The organism is Runella limosa DSM 17973 (assembly GCF_000482465.1).
In the GTDB taxonomy this organism is placed as follows: domain Bacteria; phylum Bacteroidota; class Bacteroidia; order Cytophagales; family Spirosomataceae; genus Runella; species Runella limosa.
This window is the reverse complement of record NZ_KI519424.1, coordinates 292,244-314,561: the sequence shown is the minus strand read 5'-3', so window position 1 is coordinate 314,561 and position 22,318 is coordinate 292,244. Positions and strand designations below refer to the sequence as shown.

Here is a 22,318-nt window from a genome sequence, read left to right as displayed (position 1 = left end):
TGGGCAAGTATATCGGAAGTAGCCTCGGTAGAGGCGCAACATTTGTAGTAGTTTCCAGTGGACAAGTGTATCGGAAGTTACCTCGGTAGAGGCGCAACATTTGTAGTGGTTTCCAGTAGGCAAGTATATCGGAAGTAGCCTCGGTAGAGGCGTAATATTTGTAGGCAGAAGAATATTTTCTTTAATTTTTGCTTCGGATGGGGCCGACCACGCGGAAGCATAACCTATTGCTTTGTTATGCTTCCGCACAGGCGGCCCTGTCCGAAGCAAAAGGATTCGAACTTTATGGACGGATTTCTTATTCTACAAAGGTTATGCTTCCGCACAGGCGGCCCTGTCCGAAGCAAAATAAACTACTAATACACTAAAATTTATCCTACTTTAAGACAGTTTAGGCAAATTTTTGTACCAAAATATCCGCAATCCTTGCCGCTGCATTTCCATCCCAGAGCGGCGGAATGATGCCTTGTTTTGTGCGCCCTTCCAAAATTTCAACCACTTTTTCGTGAACCGTTGCTGGGTTCAAATCGGCGAGCAACTGATTGGTGCCTAGCTCAACCGTAACGGGGCGCTCGGTACTGTCCCGAAACGTCAGGCACGGTACTTGCAAATACGTCGTTTCCTCTTGAATCCCACCCGAATCGGTAACGACCAATGCCGAATTTTCCATCAAATGAAGAAACTCCAAATACCCCTGCGGCTCAGTGAGTAAGATACCTTCGATGCTTTCAAGCTGCGCATTCAACCCAAATTTTTGGATGTTTGAACGGGTTCTTGGGTGAATCGGGAAAATGACTTTTTTGTATTTAACGGTATCGGCTACAATTTGCAAAATACTCGAAAGTCCTTCGGCTGTATCGACGTTGGCGGGGCGGTGCATAGTCATTAGCACGTATTCGCCCTTCGCAACCCCAAAATCTGCCAACACCCTAAGTTGTTGGGCTTTTTGGCGGTAATGCACCAACGAATCAATCATGCAATTTCCTACCATAAATACTTTTTCGTCGGGAACACCCTCGCGTTTTAGGTTGTCGATGCCAGCTTGTTCGGTCACAAAAAGCAAGTCCGAAATGCTATCCGTCAAAATCCGATTGATTTCTTCGGGCATTCGGCGGTCGCCGCTGCGTAAGCCCGCTTCTACGTGCGCAATTGGAACGTGCATTTTACTCGCAACGAGCGCGCAAGCAATGGTGGATGTAACGTCCCCAACCACAAGCACTAAATCGGGCTGCTCTGCTTCCATTACTTTTTCAAACTCCAACATAATTTTGGCCGTTTGTTGGGCGTGCGTGCCACCGCCAATGCCCAAGAAATAATGGGGTTGAGGAAGTTCGAGTTGATTAAAAAACACGTCCGACATTTTGGCGTCGTAGTGTTGGCCTGTATGGACAATTTTAGAGTCGATTTCACTTCTTTTTTGAAAAGCGCGGTGCAATGGTGCCACCTTCATAAAATTGGGGCGTGCCCCCACAATATTCACTATTTTCATTGTACAGTAAGATTCGGTCTGACTTCGGGGTAAAAGTACGTATTTCTATTGAGGCTTAAACGTCCACGTACGGTCTGAAATGGTTTTGATTTTATCTTTGGTAAAATAAACTGGGAAAAAGCCGTCTTTGGCCCAAAGCTCAAACAAGTCTCGATAGTGCGGGTCGTCGGGGTTGCCCGATTGGCCTGGGTTGTTTATTCCCAAGGTTTTATCCCAGTCTTCGGTGTCCACCAATATCCGAAAAGAAGCGCCATGTTCCTGATTTAACTGGCCTCCCGTATTGCCCACCGTTTCGCCATAGCCACCGCGAGGGAGCGGGCCAAGGTTGATTTTTGCGCGTTGTTCTTCGCTGACCAAATCACTGAGGGCGTGTTTGAGGGCAATGTGTTTGTTTTTGGGCTGGCCATATTGCCACTGATTCATGTCGTTTCCTAGGCGTTTTTGGAGCGTTTCAATCGCTTTTTGAAACGATTTACTTAAAAACTCATCCCTGCCTGCCACGGGGTTTTGACCAAATGACGACGTTGGCGTCACCAACCAATCCACGATTCGCTTCATGGGCAAAGTTTTATAGTAGGTACGGATGCTTTCGGGAACCATCAACGTGTGCATGGCTAGTTTTAGCTGCGTTTCCCATTCGGCATAAATAGCGGCGGCGATGGAGGTAGGGGTAAGTTGATAATCCCACTGTGCCAGCAGATGTTTGGCTTGTTCGGCTTCTTTTGAACCATTTGTTGTGTTTCTGAGCAGAAGCGGTACGAGTGTGCGGGCAGATATGGAAAGATAATCGGTTTGTAAAGTCGCAAAATCTTGGAGATTCATTCGTTTGCCTGCATTGAGTACTTCTTCAATACGGTGTGCCCGCACGGGGTTTGCCCACGTCCAACCGACGGCATTGCGGTGAGGAAAATCGACGGGCGTCATGTTGTTGTTGGCTGTCACAACGTAGCCTTCCGAGGGATTGATTTTGTGGGGAAGTTGCACAATCGGCAGGTATCCTGCCCATTCGTATCGGCCATCACCAGCCACGGGAACCAGTCCTGCCCAATTTTTACGAATGGGAGAAATCCCAACGGCTTGCCAACCAATGTTACCTTTTTGGTCGGCATAAATCATGTTTTCTCCAGGAATCCGACTGAATGTACAGGCCGTACGAAACTCTTCCCACGTTTTGGCTTGGTTCATTCGTAAACTCGCCAAATACGGCGCACAACCTTCTTCGCGCCAACCCGCCCTTACGGCATATAATTTATGGTTTTTGGTATCTTCAAACGTAACGGGGCCGTGGCGGGTGTATTTCAACGCAACTACTACGGGCGACTGGTTGGCTACTTTAATGGTATCTTGAATTATCTTCAAGGCTTCCCACTTCCCTTGGTATTTATATTGATTGGGGTTTTGTGGATTGGTTTCATAGACGTACAAATCCTCGTTGTCAGTTTCAAAAATGGTGAGCCCCCAAGCTGCGTGGTCATTATGGCCAATAGACACGCCTGGAAGTGACGGCTCGCCTGCCCCAATCACGTTCCAACCTGGGGCATTGAGGTGAATCCAGTACCGAAGTCCTGGTACAGATTGCGCTCGGTGGGGGTCGTTGGCGAGCATCGGATAACCACTTTGGGAGCGTTTTCCATCAATAATCCAGTTGTTGGAGCCAACATTGAGCTTTTCTTCTTCGTACCAAGCGTCAAAATCAACGTTTTGACCAGTTCGTTTGTCTTCTTTGGCAAATTTCAGCGGTGACCGAAATGCCTCGTACAGTTCCAAAATCGGTTGAAAAAGCGCTTCGCCTTTGATGGCCTTATCAAAACCCAAATCGGGCTCTTGAGGGTTTCGCACGGGATGATACCACTGTAATTCTCGGAGTTTTTCGGCCCCAACTAGGTGTACAATTCGGGCGTTGTTTAGTTCGTCTTTGACATTACTCAGTAGCCCTTGGTGCCGACTGATAACAATTTCGGGCGTCCAAAAATCGGGTAGGGTATTTAACACTTTAAATTCAAAGGAAAGTTTTTCGGGATGCCGCCGCATTTCACCCACATAGACGTTAATTCCTTCCACAAATGCCTTGATTATCTGCGCACTACGGGGGTGGTAGTGGTTTAGCTCGGTCGTTAGATTACCCCGAAACTTAAACAAACGAGTGCCAATGTCTCGTTTTAGCTCTTTTTCGCCCAGCAGTTCGGCCACCGTACCCGTTGCTTGTCGCCGCCAAATCTCAAGCTGAAAAAGACGGTCGGATGCAGCTATGTAGCCCTGTGCCATAAATAAATCGTGCTCATTTTGGGCATAAATGTGCGAAACTCCCCAGCGATCACGAATGACTTCGACGGGTTGTTTAAACCCTTTGACGGATAATTCTTGGGCAGAAAGGGAGAAAATTAGCCCAAAAATGAGGCTAAACGAGAAAAGTATAAAACGTTTCACTAGGATAGAGAAGGTTAGAAGTAGGTTGAAGGTTAAGATTGAAAATGAAATTTAACAATAAAATAACATACTACAAGTAGTCTTTTTTTACCATTGAGCAGTATTAATTTTAGGGGAGTTATTGGCAAAAATTTTAAGAATAGCCGTCAAATAAAATGCTTTTCTTGGATAACTTCAATTACGCCTTATTTTAGTGAAAAATATACCGTAAGTGTATTTTTATTTTAATAGAAAATAGAGACCAGAGGATAAGAAAGAAAGGGTTATGGTTTAATTTACCTATACTATTGTCATTGGTTTTTTTGAAAAAATAGCTTTTCGACTCATTAGAGTTAATATTTTAATAATGGTTTTGGCTTTTGTGTGTAGAATGCCTAAACTAATTTTGCGCCACTTTTGCTTATGAATGTAAAAGAAATAGTATATTAGCAACCTCATCATTTTAAAATAAATCATTCACAAACTAACTTTACTAACAACCACCCAAACACTGTTTCTGCCCTTCTTTGCCACCGTTTTTACGCGTGGATTCGTATTTTTTGTTTTTTTATTTCCCAACTCTCAATAAAAAGCAAATGAGAAAAACATTACTTTCCCACATTTTGCTGAAAGACAAGAACCCATTGTTATTTGTAGCGGGTTCTATGCTTTCGCTTTCTGTTCTAACCAGTTCAACTATGATGGGGGCCTATGCTGCCACCCCTCCCTCACACAAAGTGGGGACTCAGAAAGCAGCACAAGACATTACTGGAACCATCACCGATGAAAATGGTGAGCCTCTTCCTGGGGTAAACGTGGTAGAAAAAGGTACTACCAACGGTACGCTTACGGACGCCGCTGGAAAGTTTAAACTTTCGGTGAAAAGCGACAAAGCGGTTCTTTCAATTTCGTTTATTGGATACGCTTCGCAAGAAATTGTGGTAGGTACCCAAACTTCACTTGCTATTAAAATGACCACCGATACCAAAATCTTGAACGAGGTAGTGGTAACGGCGCTTGGGGTAAAACGTGAAGAAAAATCGCTGGGTTACGCTGTTCAAAAAGTGGCAGGGCCTGCGGTACAAACGGTAAAAGGGGTAAGCGTTGGTACTTCACTTACGGGTAGAGTAGCTGGTCTCTGGGTACGAAACAGTACCGAATTTAACCAGATGCCTGCCATCAGCTTGCGGGGTGAGACACCACTTCTCGTAATTGATGGTGTACCTTATAATAATATCTCCCTTAATAACATTGCCCAAGACGACATCGAAAGTATCGACGTTTTGAAGGGGCCTACCGCTTCGGCCTTGTACGGTTCACGCGGGGGGAGTGGGGCCATCATTGTAACTACCAAAAAAGGTAGTACCAATAAAGGCTTGACGGTGACAGTAAACACCAACAATATGTTTAACGCAGGGTTCTTGATGCTCCCTGAAGTGCAGCACTCATACAGCGCGGGTATTGGGGGGGTGTATGACCCTACCGACTATATATGGGGACAAAAATTGGATGCTGGTATCATGGCCAATCAATGGAATCCCTTTACCAAGCAAATGGAAATGCGCGAGCTTGTGTCGAGTGGTAAAGACAACTTCAACGATTTCTTGGTGCCTGGTTTGATTACCAACAACAGCGTGAGCGTGGCACAAACGGGTGAAAATGGAAGTTTCCGCGCGTCATTGACGCACATTTACAACAAAGGACAATATCCAAACTTGAAATCGAACAACTACAACTTTACGTTGAGTGGTGAAATGAAAGTAGGAGATCGCTTCAAGTTGTCGAGCCAAATGGGTTACAACAAACGTAACGCTCCGCAGATTATGGGAGCGGGTTACAGCGATCAAGGATATATGTACAACATCTTGGTTTGGATGGGTCCTGAGTATCGTTTGGCCGATTACAAAGATAACTACTGGTTGATTCCTGACGTTCAGCAAAACTGGCATTACAAGGCTTGGTACGATAACCCGTATTTCATGGCCAATGAAAAAGTATGGGGGGTATATGAAAACCGTTTGAATGCCAACCTTACGGCTACCTATAAATTGTTTGAAGGCGCTAACTTGATTGTTCGTCCAGGTTTTGATTTGTATAACAACGACGAAACTAGACGTAATCCACCAAACATTCTCTCAAACCGTGGATGGGATACGCCAGGATTGTATGCAATTAATAAAAGTACGGGTTATAGTTTCAACGGAGACGCCTTGATTACTTACAACAAAAATTTGGGTGATTTGGGAATTGATGCTTTGGCGGGTGCAGCAATTTACACGTTAAAAAATGACAACCTATACAGTGCTACGCGTAGTGGTATTTTGATTCCTGGTTATTATTCATTGAATAACTCGGTTGAGCGTCCAAACGTAAGTGTGGGGGCAAGTGCAAAACAAGTGAATAGTGCCTACGCAAAGTTAACGCTTTCGTACAAAAACATGCTCTTCTTGGATGCAACAGGTCGTAATGACTGGAGCTCTACCATGCCCCAAAACTCGCGTTCGTACTTCTATCCATCCGTGGGTGGTAGCTTCGTAATCAGTGAAGTGTTGGGGACGATGCCTTCGTGGTTAGATTTCTGGAAATTGCGCGGTTCGTGGACTTTGTCTAAGTCAGATTTGGGTATTTATGCTACTAACCAAACTTACGGAACGACAATCGGTGCTTGGAATACCTTTAACTCAGCTTCTTATCCAACCACGATTCGTAACGCCGAAAACATCCTTCCTGAAACTAACCGTACGTGGGAAATCGGAACGGCAGCGTATTTCTTGAAAAAACGTTTGAAATTAGACGTAGCGTATTTCAACAAATACACTTACAACCGTCAGACATTTGCTAACATTTCGTCGGCTTCTGGTTTTAACAGCACCCTTATCAACTGGGACGAGACCATCGTGCGTAGAGGTTTGGAAGTGAGCTTAGATGCAACCATCCTGAAAAACAAAGATTGGCAGTGGGATGCGGTGGCTAACTACTCATATAACCACCGTTACTTTAAGGACATTGCAGCCAACTCTGCGAAAAATGCGTGGACAGTAGCTGGTGGACGTATGGATGTTTACACGGATCGTGTTTGGTTGACAGATCCAGCTTCGGGTAGCCTTATTCACCGTGCCAACGGCTTGCCATTGTTGAGCGATGTTAGCTATTTGCGTGGTTATACTGATCCTAAGTTCTTGTGGGGCTTTGCCAATACCATCAAGTACAAACAATTTAACTTAATGGTGAACTTCGACGGCCGCGTAGGTGGTGTATTGAACAACTACACTTCATACAAAATGTGGGATACTGGAGCACACCCAGATTCGGACAACCAATGGAGATACGACGAAGTGGTTAACAAAAACAAGTCTTTCAACGGACAAGGTGTGGTTGTAAAATCAGGTGCTGTCACGTTTGATAGTTTTGGTAACATCACCAACGATACCCGCGTGTTTGCACCAAACGAAGCAAAAGTGTCGTACCAAGACTATGCTCGCTCGTACGGAGATGGTACGCGTGGTATTACCAATGCAACTTTCTTGAAATTGAGAGAAGTATCCATCGGGTATAACCTTCCATCAAACGTAGCTAAGTTGCTCGGAGCGCGTTCTGGTTCCATTTCATTGACGGGACAAAACGTGTGGATGTGGACAAAAGCGTTCCGTTTTGCTGACCCAGACAAAGCAGACGATACGCAGTTGACGTCGCCATCAGTTCGTTACATGGGTGGTAACATCACGTTGACGTTCTAAGAATCAATTGCATCACATTAAAAAGAATTAGGTATGAAATTTACATTGAAAAAATACTTTTTAATCGCGGTGGCGGGTCTGTCAATGAGCAGTTGCTCAAACTTTGATGAGATCAATACCAATCCCAACGCGGCGACCAAAGCGTCGGCGCCTATGTTGGCCACTACGCTGATCCTTGATGTAACGAGAAACTCACTCGGAAGCATCTCGTCTATGATGAACGGAAAATCCATCATCCGTATGGAATTTCCCGAAAACGCCCAATACAATTATCTTGGGAGAGCAAGTTTTGACGGCCTTGCGGTGTTGAACAACGTCGATAAGATGATTGAACTGTCACCTGCGGGGGCTTACAAAAACTCTTACACGGCTCTTGGTAAATTTGTGAAAGCGAGCAAGTTCTTCTGGCTAACGATGCAGTTGGGAGATATTCCTTATGCTGAGGCGTTGTTGGGCGAAAAAGGGACATTGAACCCTAAATATTCGACCCAGAAAGAAGTAATGGTAGGGGTATTGAACGAACTAGAGGAAGCGGATAAATTGTTTGCTGCTGGTATCAAATTCGACGGTGATCCTATCTACGGCGGAGACATTACCAAATGGAGAAAGTTGGTCAATACTTTTGAACTTCAGGTGTTGTTGCATTTGTACCGCAAAACGGGCGAGGCCGATTTGAAAGTAAAAGAGCGTTTTAACACCATCGTTACGACCAAACCTATCTTTGAAAGCAACGCTGATAACTTCCAGGTGACTTATTCGGACTTGGCTGGGCAACGTTATCCATTCTACAAACTGGGCAATACGACGCGCTTATATACCATGATGACAACCGTGGTAGTGGATAAACTCAAAGCGTTGGAGGATTATCGCTTGTTCTACTACGCCGATCCTTCGCCAGTTAAAATCTCGAAAGGGGCAGCGATTGATAGCTGGGATTCGTATTTAGGTTTTGACCCTTCGATGGTGTATGCGGAGTTGACAACCATTTTTGGGGGTAAGGATTATTCAAACGTAAATAGCCGCTATTTGGAATTGGCCAACGCAGAACCTGTATATGTATTGAGCTACGCCATGGCTAAGTTTATGCTGGCTGAAGGCGCGCTACGCGGCTGGATTACAAGCTCGGCAAGCACGCATTACACCGATGGTATCAAGGCAAGCATGAAGTTTACGGCTGGATTTACGCCTGACAACGAGCTATTCCACCACAAACGTAAAATGACCGATGCGTACATTGATGCGTACGTGGCTTCTGATAAAGTGAAGTTGAAAACGACGGCAAGTGAAGCGGTTCAGTTGGAACAAATCATCACGCAGCGTTATTTGAGCACATTTATGCTCCACGCGCCATTTGATGCGTTTTTCGAAAACCGTCGTACTGGTTTCCCAGTGTTCCCGCTTAATCCTAAGTCAAACTTGAACGTACCTGCCGACAAGTTTCCAGTTCGTTGGATTTACCCACAAAAGGAGCTTGATTACAACACGGCAAACGTAAACAGCGCGATTCAGTCGCAATACGCTGGTAACGACGATTACAACAAAACCATGTGGATTCTTCAATAAGTAAGTAAGGTTTCCAAATAGTACCAACAACCCGCGCGATTCTCGTGCGGGTTGTTGTTTTTGTGGCCATCTACTTCTAATTTTAAACGATAAGCCATAGTTTCTAAATCACCCAATGAAATGACAGACATTGAAAAATTACAAATGGCACTCCAGCAGTTTGCGGGTCTAACTGCCGAAGAATTTGAGCTTTCTGCGTCGTATTGGAAGCCAAAAACCTACAAAAAAGGAGAGTACTACAATCGACACCGCACCATCTGTAAAGATTTGGGTTTTGTCACGTCGGGGGTGTTTCGGTCATTTACTGTTGATGAAGCAACGGGAGAGGAAAAAAACGTTTTTTTGTATTCGGCCAACGGCTTTGTGGTGTCTTTTAAAAGCTTTATCAACCAAGCCCCCTGCGACTATCATACCCAAGCCCTGACCGACGCTACGGTGATTTTTATCAACATCCTTGACCTGTTAACCTTGTACAAACAGTCACATACTTGGGAAAAGTTTGGGAGGTTGCTGGCCCAAGAGGCGTTCAATATCAGCATGGGACGACTGGAAGGTTTTTTGTTTAAATCGCCCGAACAACGCTACCTTGAATTAATAGCGCAGCACCCCGACATCTTCAACCATGTGCCGCTGTACCATATTTCTTCTTATTTGGGAATACAAGGGCCGTCGTTGAGCCGTATCCGAAAAAGATTGGCGCGTAAGTAATGCGATTTTAACCCAGGTTAAAATTATTGTCAGTTCTGGGTGAGACCTTTGTGTCATCAAAATCAAACACTTACGAACATGAAATCGACCAAAACAATCGTACTTATTCACGGGCTTTTTGTAAACAACACAAGCTGGGAACAATGGAAAACTTATTTTGAAGCGCAAGGGTACAAAGTTTATACCCCTGCCAATCCAGGGCATGAAGGAGCGCCATCGCAATTGCGCACAACGGTTCATCCCGACCTGACTAAAACGGGCTTTGAAGACGTTGTGATGAACATCGTGAACCTCATTGACACCCTACCCGAAAAACCCATCGTGGTTGGGCACTCGTTGGCTGGGTTAGTGGTTCAAAAATTGATCGAAATGGACAAAGCCGTGGCGGGCGTTAGCATCGACGGCGCACCTCCAAAAAACGTGTTGGCGCCTTGGGCAACGGTTAAAATTGTACTGCCCGTTGTCAATTTCTTCAAAGGAAATCAGCCTTATCTTGGCACAAAAGAATGGTATCACAAAGCCTTTTTTAACAACTATACCAAAGAGGAAAGCGACCGTTTGTACGACCAAATTGCAGTTCCCGAAAGTAGAAAAATAGCCCGTGATACGCTGTTGAGTTCATTTGCCAACATCGACTTCAAAAAGCCACACCAACCTTTGTTGTTTATTGGCGGAGCGAAAGATGCGATTTTTGCCTCTTCGTTTACAAAACGTATCGCAGGTTCGTACAAAGACAAAAACAGCCTTGTTGATTTCAAAGAATTTGAGGGAAGAAGTCACTTCATAGCGGGTGAAAAAGGCTGGGAAGAGGTGGCTGGCTATGTGCTAAATTGGATTAAAAAAGTAGCGTAATGCTCACGGACGGGCGGGTTTGATGCCGTAGCTCCGCAATTCGTCCCGCACTTTTTTTGCCCATTCGGCTTGCTGGGGTTTGTTGATGCCGTGGGCCGTCTCCTCGTCGTAGCGTTGTTGAAGTTCGGTGTGTTTTCGGTAATATTCGATGTACTGGTACTGGATTTCGCTGCTGAAATCTTCCGAAGAAATGGCCATCGTTTTTAAATGCCGTCGGAAGCGCTCCGAAATCAAACGGGTAATGTCAAAGTGCAGTTGTTCGTGGTCAAGCACGTAGTCATTTTTTGAGTCTTGTCTCACCCACGAAATCGTTTTGTCCATCCAAACTTTGGTCTTCACCCGTAGCTCCAACACCCGATTGCTGACGGAAGACCTGGCTTCAAAACCAAAACTGGTAAAAATTTGGGCTGCCCATCGGCTTAATACGCTGGGGGCGCCCAAAAAATCTTTCCACACCAAGGGGCGTTCAGAATGATAATACAGCGTGTCGCCGTCGGAGATTGGTAAATCATCTTCAAAAATCAGCTTCACCTCTCGCACAAATACGTCGGAAGTTTTAATGCCTTTGGAAAACCAACTGTTAAAGCCTTTGAGTTGATTTTCAATGAGTTTTCTTAACATAGACTCGATGACATCTTCGGGCGTTACGCCCGAGCGCGTGTAGGTACTTGCTGCGCTTGCGCCAGTCAGTGCTACCCGTTTTCCTTCTCGATATGTCTCGAAGTTGAGCCCCAATTTGATTTCACCGTTGACGCGGTTGGCAGGCGTAAGGGTTTCGCTGATGCGAAGTTCTTTGATAACGACAATGATCGGCACCAAGGTGTCGGTTTTGGCAGGATTGAAGGCACGGTTCAAAAAAACTTCAATGGCCTTGGCCGTTCCTCCTTGCAGCACGGCCGTCATGGGCTGTGGGCGACTCCAAATTTTGCCAATGTTGGTGGTGACGGCGCGCTCATCCACTACCTGCGCAATATAATAGCCATTGGGCCTGATACTCAAGCGTTCAGGCTGAAGTGTCAAGGTTTGAACCTGCGCCAAAATCACGTTTGGAAACAACCATCCCAAGAAAAGGCAGTGCATAATTGCCTTTAAAACATGCTTCATACCTCTTCTTTTTGTTACTTTGCAGATTCTCGCTGGTTCAATCACGGTATTCTATTCAAACTTTATGGCTTCACAGGAACGTCCCGCATTCGACGATATTTTTATGGAATTGGCTCAAAATTTAGCACGGCGCTCGCATTGTATTAAAGCGCAAGTGGGGGCTGTCCTTACCAAAGATACACGGATTATTTCGATTGGCTACAACGGCCCACCGTCAGGAACGCACAACTGCGACGAAGAGTTTCCTGAAACGGGTTGCCCACGCGACTCGAAAGGAAGTTGCTCGTTGGCTCTCCATGCCGAGCAAAATGCGATTTTGTACGCCGTCAAAAATGGCGCTAACCTTGAAGGTACGACCCTGTATGTGACGCTTTCGCCTTGTATTGCTTGTGCGCGGGTGATTTATACCATGAAAATCAAACGTGTCATTTTCTTGGACTCGTATGCCGCTTACAAAGGCATTGGCATTGACGAAGGTGTGGAGTTTTTGCGGAAGTTTGGGGTGCAAGTCGAACGTCATCATTCGGCCGTAAGTGCTTAATAAAACGCCATGAACTACCTCGCACACTTTTATTTGTCATTTGGTCAAAAACCGCTGATTGTGGGCAATTTATTGGGCGATTTTGTGCGAGGCCGCCTCGATCACCCTCGGAATGCGCATTACACCACACCCGTCAAACAGGGTATTCTTCTTCACCGACACATTGATTCTTTTACGGATACCCATCCCGTGGGGTTGGCCTGCCGCCAAGCACTGCCCCCGACTTTTGGGAAGTATCGGGGCGTGGTCATGGACATGTACTTTGATTATTTTTTGGCCAAACATTTTCAAGATTATCACGCCCAGCCTTTGCCTGACTTTGTGGCAGAGGTCTATCAAACCTTGAAAACCAATCGGGCTATTTTGCCCGCAGATGCGGGGACCCTGGTCGATTCGATGATCAAATACGACTGGTTGTACCATTATCAATTTATCGAAGGAATGAACCGTTCGTTTCGGGGAATGTCGCATCGGTTTGCTTTTTTAAAAGGTATTGAAAACGCAGGAGAAGAATTGTCCCAAAGAGAATCGCTGTACGAAAGCTATTTTCGCTCGTTTTTTCCTGATTTAGTGAGTAGTTGTGAAGATTTTCTTATTTAGATAGAGGTATAGTTGAACCATTTGCGATTTGGAATGAAACTTCTTTTAGTGATGGGGCTGTTGCCCCTTGTTTGTTTTTCCCAGAAAACACCCGTGGACTACGTCAATCCTTTGATTGGCTCGGCTCCCTCTACCACCGAAAGCGCCCGCCGACACAGTGAAGGGGCAAGCGAGCTGCGCGGACAAATTGCGCCTGCCATTGGTCATCCGCACGGCATGACAACCTGGACTCCACAGACCCGCGCGACCGAAACCAAGTGTATTGCTCCCTATTACTATAATGACCCCAAAATCAACGGTTTTCGGGCTACCCATTGGCTCAACGGAAGCTGCGTTCAAGATTATGGGAGTCTGACGCTGATGCCGATTTCGGGCAAACTCAGAATTGCGCCCGCAGATCGTGCTGCTTCGTATTCGCACCAACAAGAAGTGGTGTCGCCGTCTTATTATTCGGTTGAGTTGACTGACGCGCACATCAAAGCGGAATTATCGGCGACGAAGCGTTCGGGGTTGTTGAAATTTACATTTCAGGACAAAGCACCTGCTTATTTATTGATTGAACCCAACAGCGATGAAGGCGAGGGGTACGTCGAAATCGTACCCGACCGCAACGAACTGGTGGTGTATAACCCAGTTCACCGTATTTACCAAGGCAGTGGACAATCGGCAGGATTTAGCGGATATTACGTCATTCAGTTTGAAAAACCGTTTAAAAATTACGGAACGTGGGAAGGCGGAGAAGTTCAACCCCGTAGCCAAAAAGTAAAAGGGGCTGGAAATCGGGTGTCGGTGGGGGCTTATGTAGAAATAGATGTAACAACCAACCCCGTGGTGAATGTTCGGGTGGGATCCTCCTTTACGGACGCCGCAGGCGCGCGCACCAACCTCGCAAACGAGCTTTCGCATTGGGACTTGGACAAAGTCAAGGCCCAAGCCGCCGAAGCATGGAACAAAGAACTAGGCCGCGTGGCCATCAAAGGCAGCGAGCAGACAAAAACGTTGTTTTATACGGCGTTGTACCATACCAAGCACACACCTCGGCTTTTTTCGGACGTCGATGGGCGCTATCCAGGCTTTGCCGATGACAGCGAAATTCACACAACCAAGGAATTTGACTACTATTGTGACTTCAGTCTTTGGGATACATTTCGTGCTGGAATGCCGCTCCATACGTTGTTAGAACCACAGCGTTCGTCGCATTTTATGCAGTCGTTGGTGACCAAAGCCGAACAAGGCGGATGGATGCCGATATTCCCGTGTTGGAATCATTTTACGGCGGCCATGATTGGCGATCACGTGGCGTCGGCCATGGCCGATGCTTATGCCAAAGGGATTCGCGGTTTTGATGTTCAAAAGGGCTATCATTATTTGCACCAAAATGCCTTTACGCCCAATGCCGACCTCAAAAGCTACGAAGCGGGCAAAGGACGCAGGGCGTTGGTGAGCTATTTGAAATACAACTACATTCCACTCGAAGACTCCGTGTGGCAAGCGTTTCACAAGCGCGAACAAACCTCGCGCACGCTTGAGTATGCCTACGATGATTTTTGTTTGAGCACGTTGGCAAAGGCATTAGGAAAAACGGCAGATTATGAGGCACTTCGCCGCCGAGCATTGAATTATAAAAACGTTATTGACCCCACAACAGGCTGGGCAAGAGGACGTTATGCCAACGGACAATGGAGCAAAAATTTTGACCCTTTTGCCACAAGGGTGCCATTTATTACGGAAGGTTCTCCTGCACAATATACGTGGTTTGTTCCGCACGATGTCCAAGGTTTAATTGCACAAGTGGGTGGACGTGAGCGTTTTATCGCAAAATTGGATACCATGTTTGAACAAGGAAAATATTGGCATGGCAACGAGCCAGGCAACCACACGGTGTATTTGTATGCCTACGGCGGCGAACCTTGGAAAACCCAAAAATGGGTGCGGCAGCTGGTAGAAGAGGAGTACTCGACGGACGCGGGCGGTTTGAGCGGCAACGAAGACGGTGGGCAAATGTCGGCATGGCTGGTTTTTAGCATGGTTGGATTTTATCCAGTTTGTCCAGGAAAGCCCTACTACGTACTGGGAAGTCCGAGTGTGGAAGAAGCCACGTTACGGTTGGCCAATGGGAAATCTTTTCAACTTATTGCCAAAAAGCAAAGCCCTAAAAATAGATATATTCGGTCGGCGGTATTGAATGGAAAACCTTTGAAAACAGCGTTTTTGACCCACGACCAAATTCAAAATGGCGGCGTTTTAGAATTAGAAATGAGCGAAACTCCGAACCCCAAATGGGGGAAAGAGGTCGATAAGTTGTCTTCATATTAAAAAAAACTTGTTATATTAGCCATCATTACATATCCCAACCCCCTCTTTCTCTACTTTTATGAATGCACTAATTAGCGGAATTCAACAAGTGGGTATTGGTGTTCCAAACGCCAATGATGCCTTTACGTGGTACAGAAAAACACTTGGCCTGAATGTCCCCATTTTTAATGATGAAGCAGACGCAAAATTGATGACGTGCTATACCTCAGGTGAAGTCCGTCGTCGCCATGCCATCATGGCCTTGAACATGGCGGGCGGCGGAGGTGTCGAAATTTGGCAGTACAAAAATCGCGTCCCAGTTGAACCTACTTTTGAGCCTGTGTTGGGTGATTTAGGGATTTTCTCCATTAAAATTAAATGCCTTGACGTTCCTACGTTTTATACCCAACTCAGCAGCAAAGAGAAAAAATCAGCTTTAGGTGCTTCTCCCGAAAATCGCAAGCAATTTTGGCTGCGCGATTTCCGAAATAACATTCTTCAAATTGTTCCCAACGACTCATGGTTTCGTCCCAATGGCCACCTAACAGGAGGTGTGTGCGGAGCGGTGATTGGCGTAAGTGACATGGACAAAGCCATTTCTTTTTACGCAGGAACGCTTCAAATCGACCAAATCGTCTATGACCAAACGGGCACTTTCGAGGATTTTGCGTTTTTGGGCGTCGAAAAGCAACGTTTTCGTCGGGTGTTGTTACGCAAAACTCTGGGCAAAGTAGGCGCTTTTGGTAAGTTACTGGGTGGTATCGAAATCGAACTGGTACAAGCGTTGGATCGGACGCCGCGCAAAATTTTTGAAGACCGCGATTGGGGCGATGCAGGCTTCATTCACCTTTGTTTTGATGCCCTTGACATGGACGCCCTCAAGAACCAGTGCCAAGCCAATGGTTTTCCGTTTACAGTCGATAGCGCCGATTCGTTTGACATGGGCGAAGCCGCAGGACGGTTCTCGTACGTAGAAGACCCCGATGGCACGCTGATTGAGTTTGTAGAAACGCACAAAGTGCCGATTGTGAAGAAACTGGGAATTTATCTCAATTTGAAAAAAAGAAAGAAACAAACACATTTACCCGACTGGATGGTAGCGACCTTGGGTTGGGGCAAAGTAAAAGATTAATATTTGTCAAACGCCATCGCACAACGCGGTGGTGTTTGGTTTTAAGAGCGATGCGAGGGGTATGTTTCCTCTAAAAAAGCAATAACGGCATTGGTAAAAGCATGGTTAGAATCGCCTGCTACCATGTGGCCTGCGCCCGAAACAGTGGTGCTCCGAACGTGCGGCACTGCATCCAAAAACTCCGCCATCACCCGCTCGCTCACTACGTCGCTCATGCCTCCACGAACGATAAGCATGGGTGCTTTTAGCCGCTGGGCAGCCTGATAAAGACGTTCTTCGTACGCAATTTGTTGGTCGGGCGTAGCATTTTTCCACACTTTGAGCATTTGCGGATCCCAATGCCAATAATACCGCCCTTCTCGAAAACGGAGATTTTTTTCTAACCGACTGGGGGCATAATTTTTTGAGCGCTGTGGCAAGTAGGCCGAAACGGCAGCGGCGGCTTCTTCCAAGCTGCCAAAGCCACTTTCGAGGTGTGAGCTCATAAAGGCAAAAATGCGCTCAATTCCCTTTTGTTCGGCTTTGGGCGCAATATCCACCAAGACAATGGCTGAAGCAAGCGATTCGTCCGATTCGCCGTCCAACACCATGGCAGTGAGCCCACCCATAGAAGCGCCAACGAGGGCGGGTTTTGCACCAAGTTGGTGAATAATTGCTTTTAAATCACCGACTAGGCCGTCCACCAAGTAGTTTCCTGTGACCGACCAATCGCTTTCTCCGTGTCCACGGGCGTCGTAAGTGATGGCATACCAACCTTGGTCTGCTAATTTTTGGGCGGTATCTCCCCACGAATGACGCGTTTGCCCACCACCATGAAGTAAAATTAAGGGTGGATGAGTTGGGTTTCCCCAACCTTCTGCCGACAGAAAAAAATGAGGCTCTGTTTCAAACCGAAGCGGGTGAGATGGCATTAAATTGCGGGGACAAGTTCTAAAAATACGTCAAAATTGAGGCCACTATAGACAGCAGTATGACGTAAACTCATCCGAGCGCGCTCTAGTTTATTAATGGGATAATTTCCCTTAAATGTTTTACCTAAGTCGATGTACAACGTTTTAGAATTGTCCAACAAATCCCAAGCGCCACCTTGCTGCACCGTTAGGGCGACGGGGTCGAGGGCACGCACCGTTTTGTCTTCCTTAAAATAAATATATACTTCAAAAAAGCTTTTAACTTCGGTTGGTAATAGGTTTTTGTCGATGACGTTTCCGTTGAGGTCAGTGATTTTGGTAACTTTCCAAGGATTGGTCGTTAATACACTAACCGTTGCATCGGGCGTAGTTGGGGTGTCACCTACTTCTACTTTCTTACAATTTGCAAGAAAAATTGACACGAATACGAAACAAAGAACCGACCACTTTTTCATAGCTTTTGATTACGGGTTAAATTTGTGCTCAAATTTAGCGTTTTTCTAAGACAATCCGTTGATATAGGATATTGGTTGACGGACGTTGGGTAATCATTTTAAACTTTATACGATTGAAAAACAAGAATAATATACCGTTTCGAGTCACCCATTTAGTTGTTAAAATTGCTTGTGTGCTGGCAGGGTTTGGAGGAATGGGAGGGGTAGCGCTAAAAGCACAAGAATGTACTTCGTCGTTTCAATGGACACCCGTCAAAACGAATAACGTTATTGAATGGGAAAAATTTCCTGCCTTTTCGCTGCCGTTTACAATTATCTATGAAGGGCCACGGTTTGGCGATACAAAATCGCTCCCACTCAGTCGCGGATTTAGCCATTTAGCTACTTTTTCGGGAAATGAAAGTGTGACCTTGCCCTTCGAGCAGCGGGCAGTGACGTGGTACCACGTAGCCACCGAAGCCAGTAGCGAACCGTGGGCCGACAGGGCGGTGAGGAGTCCTTGGGGAAATAATCAAAATTTGTACAATTCGATTTGGGAAAACCAGCTTCGTGGGCACGCCGATGCTTTTCAAGATTCACAGGGCGGAAAGCCATTGGCTTATAGTATCGTCGGACTCGACATCGAACGGATTTTTGATACTGACCGCGAAATAGCGGCGATAAAAACCCAACCAAGGATTCCTGAGGCATACCGTTCCTTGACCGACGCGCAGTTTGTGGAACGATACAAACGCGATATGCAGCGGCAATATGCTGCACCCGTTGATTTTTTGCGCAAAAAATCAGTAGAAACGACCAAAATTGGGAGCTACAGCGATGCTTTGATTCGGGGGAGCTTTACCAATTGGTTGGCCATGGATTTGACAACTTGGAAAGATTGGACGACCAACTCCAATTTGCTACTGCACGTGATGAAAGACTCGACGTCGGGGCAGCCTGGAGGGCCTTTTTACAACCAACTCAACCTGCTCACACCTTCTTGTTATTACTATTACGACTATAATACTTCTCCTTTGGGCAAAGATTATTTGGCTTATTTGCTATTTGTAATTGAGGCCAATCGGGTGTGGTCCGACAAACCCGTGATTCCTTACATTTGGATGCGTTACCACGATGCGTTTAACCCAACAGTGCCTTTTGTGCCTTCGTTTGTGGCAGAAGCAACGGCCATTTTTCCTTTCTTTTCGGGGGCGAAAGGGCTTTGGCTTTGGGAGGCACCCGTCGATCCTAGCCGCCAAGATAACTACGCTAGTTATGAATATTTTATTAGTGGTTTGTACCGTTTGTCGCAGTTTAAGGAGTTTTTTGAGGGGGCAAATCAGTTGGTTATTCCCACACCTGCCCTTGAATTATCGAAGGCAAAATCAGCCATTTGGCGCGGCGTTGTTAAAGGCTCTAACATTCTTATTGCCGCCCAAAACCCCTATGTTTCATCGGATACCCAAGAAACAATAATCAATGTAAGCTTTCAAAATTGGCAAAAAACAATCACCCTCAAAGGCCGCGAAGTATTTTTGTGCTCGTTTGATTTGAATACCATTACGTCGGTGGAGGAAAAATATGGATTAAAAGACATAACAGTAATGCCTAATCCTACCCACGAAAAAATTCACTATCGGGTAGAAAGTGAGGCGAGTGCTGTGGCTTCCATTGGGCTGATTGACCTCGCGGGAAAAGTATATTCAAAAGAAGAGGTATTGTTGAAAAAAGGAGTGAACGAACGCGAAATAAATGCGTCTAAGCTACCCACGGGCACTTATTTGCTCCAGATAGAAGTGGATGGAAAGCGGCTTTCTGAAAAGGTATTGATTAAGTGACATATTTTGGTCTGTTGACGGTACGTTTTTGCCATTTTACTATTCGGTTAGTTTTTTTTGTTGTGAAGTACACAATTGTTAGTTATACTTGCGTTATTTCTAAAAACCAAACTAAAATAGTTTACAGCCATGTATCGTAGTTTTATTCTCGTTGCTCTTAGCGCAGTGTTGTTAGGGGCTAATGTACTTCCTTGGGAAGACAAGTGGTTAGACAAATTGGTCGCCAAGTTTGAAAAGTACCAACAAACTTATCCTGCTGAAAAGGCGTATTTGCACCTCGACCGTCCCTATTATTCCACGGGGGAAACGATTTGGTTTAAAGCCTATTTGGTGTACGGAATCAGCCATGCCGCCGATTCGGTCAGCCGCGTTTTGTACGTTGATTTGGTGGATAAAACAACGTCAAAAGTGGTGTTGCTCAAGAAAGTAGCCCTAAACGGGGGAATAGGTCATGGCGAAATGGCCCTTGCAGATTCGTTGCAAGCGGGAGAATACCAGCTTCGTGCTTACACCCAATGGATGCGCAATTTTTCGGAGGATTTTTACTTCCATCGCGATGTACGCGTACTAAAGTCCAACAAACCAGTTACTTCTTTGCCCCACAATGCGGATGACATTGACGTGCAATTTATGCCCGAAGGCGGAGATTTGGTACAGGGATTAGAAGGGCGGGTGGCTTTCAAAGCAGTCAATGCGCTAGGGAAAGGCGTTGGAATCACTGGGGCGGTAGTAAGCCAAACCAATGATACCTTGGCAGGGTTTTCGACTTCGCACCTCGGTATGGGATTTTTTAGTTTTATGCCCGAAGCTGGCCAAGAGTACCGTATTGAAGTACGAAAACCCAACGGACAGTACGTGAAATACCCTATTCCTAAGGTGAAAAAAGAAGGGTTTACGGTGACTGTCGATAATTTGTCCAATAAAGACAATGTCAGGGTGATTGTGCGCCACAACAAACCGCTGAATCCGTCGGCTGAAATGTCGATTTTTGTTCATACCCGTGGCGCAGTGGGTTACGCTGCCAAAGCTACTTTGGCCAAAAAAACGGTGTTATTTAACATCCCACGCGCTAATTTGAACGATGGAATTACGCACATCACGGTTTTTGACGAAAATAACCTTCCGACGGCAGAGCGGCTGGTTTATATTCAGCGCAATCGGGAGATTGAGTTACAAATCGCAAGCGATAAAAATGCGTACAAACCACGAGAAAAAGTAGAATTGGAGATTACGGCAAAAGACGCCGAGGGCAATCCTGTCATGGGCAACTTTTCATTGGCGGCGACCGATGTCAAACAGGTGCTTGACAAAGAGCCTCACGCGTTGTCGATTCGTTCGTATTTATTGCTTGCTTCGGATGTCAAAGGAAACATTGAGCAACCAAGTTATTATTTTGACAAAACAAACCCAAATTCGGCGACGCAACTGGATATTTTGCTGATGACGCAAGGTTGGCGACGCTTTAATTGGAGTGAAGTACTGAAAGATTCTTTGGCGCCTGCTCCTTTTTACGTAGAACAAGGCATTTCATTTTCGGGAAAAGTTGCGCGTATGAACAAAAAACAGCCTGGAAAGGTGAAACTGACCTACCTGCTCGTTCAGAAGGACAGCACGCGGTCTGTGTTGATGGGAGAAACGGCCGAAACGGGCGAGTTTTTGGTCTATGACCTCGACGTGCGCGACACAACAACGGTGCTGGTGCAGGCCATGACAGAGCGCGGAAATCGAAATTTGTCCATCATGCTTAATCCATTTCAACCTGCCAAGGTGTCTTTTACAAAAATACCTTTCAATCCCATCGAATTTGACCCCAACGAATTGGCAGAATACCTCAAGCGTACGGAAGAGTACTTGCGCATTGAGCGCCAAATTCGGGCGAGTCGCGAGCAATTGTTGAATGAAGTGGTAGTAAAAGCCAAACGACCCGATCCCATCAAAGACGATTCGCGCCGAGCGATGTATGGAGAGCCAAGCAATACCGTAAAATTTGACAACATGAATACAGCAGGAGCGATGTCGATTTTTGACGTCATTCAGGGTCGAGTTCCTGGGGTTCAAGTGACGGGAAGTGGAATGAATCGCTCCATCCAAATCAGAGGAGCGGCCAACTTTAGCGGAGCGGTTGAGCCCTTATTTTTGCTCGATGGCATGGCCGTGAGCAAAGATGCCATTATTTCAATTCCACCAAGCGATGTAGAAGCGGTTGATATTTTGAAAGGAGCCAACGCTGCTATTTATGGTAGCCAAGGGGGAGGGGGCGTAGTTGCGATTCTAACAAAAAGAGGAGGCTCTAACTATGATTGGACACAAGACAAAGCTGAGGGGGTAATTACGGAGAAAATACTGGGTTACAGCCCCGTGCGGGAATTTTATGCACCCAAATACGATAAAGCAATTCCTGAGCACGTTCAACCAGACTTTCGGGCTACGTTGTATTGGTCGCCGATGATACAGACGGACAAAGAAGGCAAAGCCAAGGTTTCTTTCTTTGCCTCAGACGCCCAAACCGACGTAAAAGTTCGGGTAGAAGGGATGAATTCTACGGGGGCAATGGGCGTGAAAGAAAGTACGTTCAAAGTTAATTAGGTAGCTAAAAAGCAAAAAAGCCGCCCCGAAATTCATCGAGGGCGGCTTTTTTTGTTAAGTGCATACTGGGTTATATATTCAAAGTGTCTATTTGGCTGATAATTGTCACTGGACAGACTTTA

The 22,318-nt window shown here is 45.9% G+C and carries 15 protein-coding genes; 10 read left to right on the top strand and 5 right to left on the bottom strand.

The window, feature by feature from the left end:
• Window positions 1–391: 391 nt before the first annotated feature.
• Together wecB and K339_RS0123020 are read right to left on the bottom strand one after the other, a co-directional pair.
• Window positions 392–1,489 (bottom strand): non-hydrolyzing UDP-N-acetylglucosamine 2-epimerase, encoded by a 1,098-nt coding sequence (wecB, locus tag K339_RS0123025; RefSeq protein WP_028525715.1) that lies wholly within the window; start codon window positions 1,487–1,489, stop codon window positions 392–394.
• A gap of 45 nt (window positions 1,490–1,534) precedes the next feature.
• A complete protein-coding gene (locus tag K339_RS0123020; RefSeq protein WP_028525714.1) occupies window positions 1,535–3,916 on the bottom strand; it encodes a penicillin acylase family protein in 2,382 nt (793 codons plus the stop codon).
• A gap of 575 nt (window positions 3,917–4,491) precedes the next feature.
• Between K339_RS0123020 and K339_RS34530 the strand changes: the two genes are divergently transcribed.
• The 4 genes from K339_RS34530 (at window position 4,492) to K339_RS0122990 (ending at window position 10,755) form a co-directional block, all read left to right on the top strand.
• Window positions 4,492–7,632, top strand: coding sequence for a SusC/RagA family TonB-linked outer membrane protein (locus tag K339_RS34530; protein ID WP_157607714.1), 3,141 nt, complete (start codon window positions 4,492–4,494; stop codon window positions 7,630–7,632).
• A 33-nt stretch (window positions 7,633–7,665) separates the two neighbouring features.
• Entirely contained in the window at window positions 7,666–9,195 is a 1,530-nt protein-coding gene (locus K339_RS0123005) for a SusD/RagB family nutrient-binding outer membrane lipoprotein (RefSeq protein ID WP_028525713.1), read from the top strand.
• Window positions 9,196–9,315: 120 nt separating this feature from the next.
• On the top strand, window positions 9,316–9,903 hold the full coding sequence (locus tag K339_RS0122995; protein ID WP_028525712.1) for a Crp/Fnr family transcriptional regulator: 588 nt from the start codon (window positions 9,316–9,318) through the stop codon (window positions 9,901–9,903).
• Between the two features lie 78 nt (window positions 9,904–9,981).
• A complete protein-coding gene (locus tag K339_RS0122990; RefSeq protein ID WP_028525711.1) occupies window positions 9,982–10,755 on the top strand; it encodes an alpha/beta hydrolase in 774 nt (257 codons plus the stop codon).
• Window positions 10,756–10,758: 3 nt separating this feature from the next.
• Here the strand turns inward: K339_RS0122990 and K339_RS0122985 are convergent, their stop codons facing one another.
• On the bottom strand, window positions 10,759–11,859 hold the full coding sequence (locus K339_RS0122985) for a DUF922 domain-containing protein (RefSeq protein ID WP_157607713.1): 1,101 nt from the start codon (window positions 11,857–11,859) through the stop codon (window positions 10,759–10,761).
• 64 nt (window positions 11,860–11,923) lie between these two features.
• Between K339_RS0122985 and K339_RS0122980 the strand changes: the two genes are divergently transcribed.
• From K339_RS0122980 to K339_RS0122965, 4 genes are read left to right on the top strand one after another with little or no spacing between them, the layout of a single operon-like run.
• Window positions 11,924–12,400 carry a deoxycytidylate deaminase gene (locus tag K339_RS0122980; protein ID WP_028525709.1) on the top strand — a complete coding sequence of 159 codons (477 nt, stop codon included), beginning with the start codon at window positions 11,924–11,926 and terminating at the stop codon, window positions 12,398–12,400.
• Between the two features lie 9 nt (window positions 12,401–12,409).
• Window positions 12,410–13,000 carry an acyl carrier protein phosphodiesterase gene (locus tag K339_RS0122975; protein WP_028525708.1) on the top strand — a complete coding sequence of 197 codons (591 nt, stop codon included), beginning with the start codon at window positions 12,410–12,412 and terminating at the stop codon, window positions 12,998–13,000.
• A 33-nt stretch (window positions 13,001–13,033) separates the two neighbouring features.
• Entirely contained in the window at window positions 13,034–15,316 is a 2,283-nt protein-coding gene (locus tag K339_RS0122970; protein WP_028525707.1) for a GH92 family glycosyl hydrolase, read from the top strand.
• Window positions 15,317–15,374: 58 nt separating this feature from the next.
• Window positions 15,375–16,427, top strand: a complete 1,053-nt coding sequence (locus K339_RS0122965) for a VOC family protein (RefSeq protein ID WP_028525706.1) — start codon at window positions 15,375–15,377, stop codon at window positions 16,425–16,427.
• Between the two features lie 41 nt (window positions 16,428–16,468).
• On the opposite strand, the gene K339_RS0122960 is transcribed toward K339_RS0122965, so the two are convergent.
• Together K339_RS0122960 and K339_RS0122955 are read right to left on the bottom strand one after the other, a co-directional pair.
• On the bottom strand, window positions 16,469–17,338 hold the full coding sequence (locus K339_RS0122960; RefSeq protein ID WP_028525705.1) for an alpha/beta fold hydrolase: 870 nt from the start codon (window positions 17,336–17,338) through the stop codon (window positions 16,469–16,471).
• The gene (locus tag K339_RS0122955) at window positions 17,338–17,793 is read right to left on the bottom strand and encodes a hypothetical protein (protein ID WP_028525704.1); all 456 of its coding nucleotides are present in this window, start codon (window positions 17,791–17,793) and stop codon (window positions 17,338–17,340) included. Before K339_RS0122955 ends, K339_RS0122960 begins: the two co-directional genes overlap by 1 nt.
• A gap of 113 nt (window positions 17,794–17,906) precedes the next feature.
• On the opposite strand from K339_RS0122955, the gene K339_RS34525 reads away from it, so the two are divergent.
• Together K339_RS34525 and K339_RS34520 are read left to right on the top strand one after the other, a co-directional pair.
• The gene (locus tag K339_RS34525) at window positions 17,907–19,610 is read left to right on the top strand and encodes a T9SS type A sorting domain-containing protein (RefSeq protein ID WP_157607712.1); all 1,704 of its coding nucleotides are present in this window, start codon (window positions 17,907–17,909) and stop codon (window positions 19,608–19,610) included.
• A 129-nt stretch (window positions 19,611–19,739) separates the two neighbouring features.
• Complete coding sequence (locus K339_RS34520) at window positions 19,740–22,196, top strand: TonB-dependent receptor plug domain-containing protein (protein WP_037301631.1); 2,457 nt, start codon at window positions 19,740–19,742, stop codon at window positions 22,194–22,196.
• The last annotated feature ends 122 nt before the right edge of the window (window positions 22,197–22,318 follow it).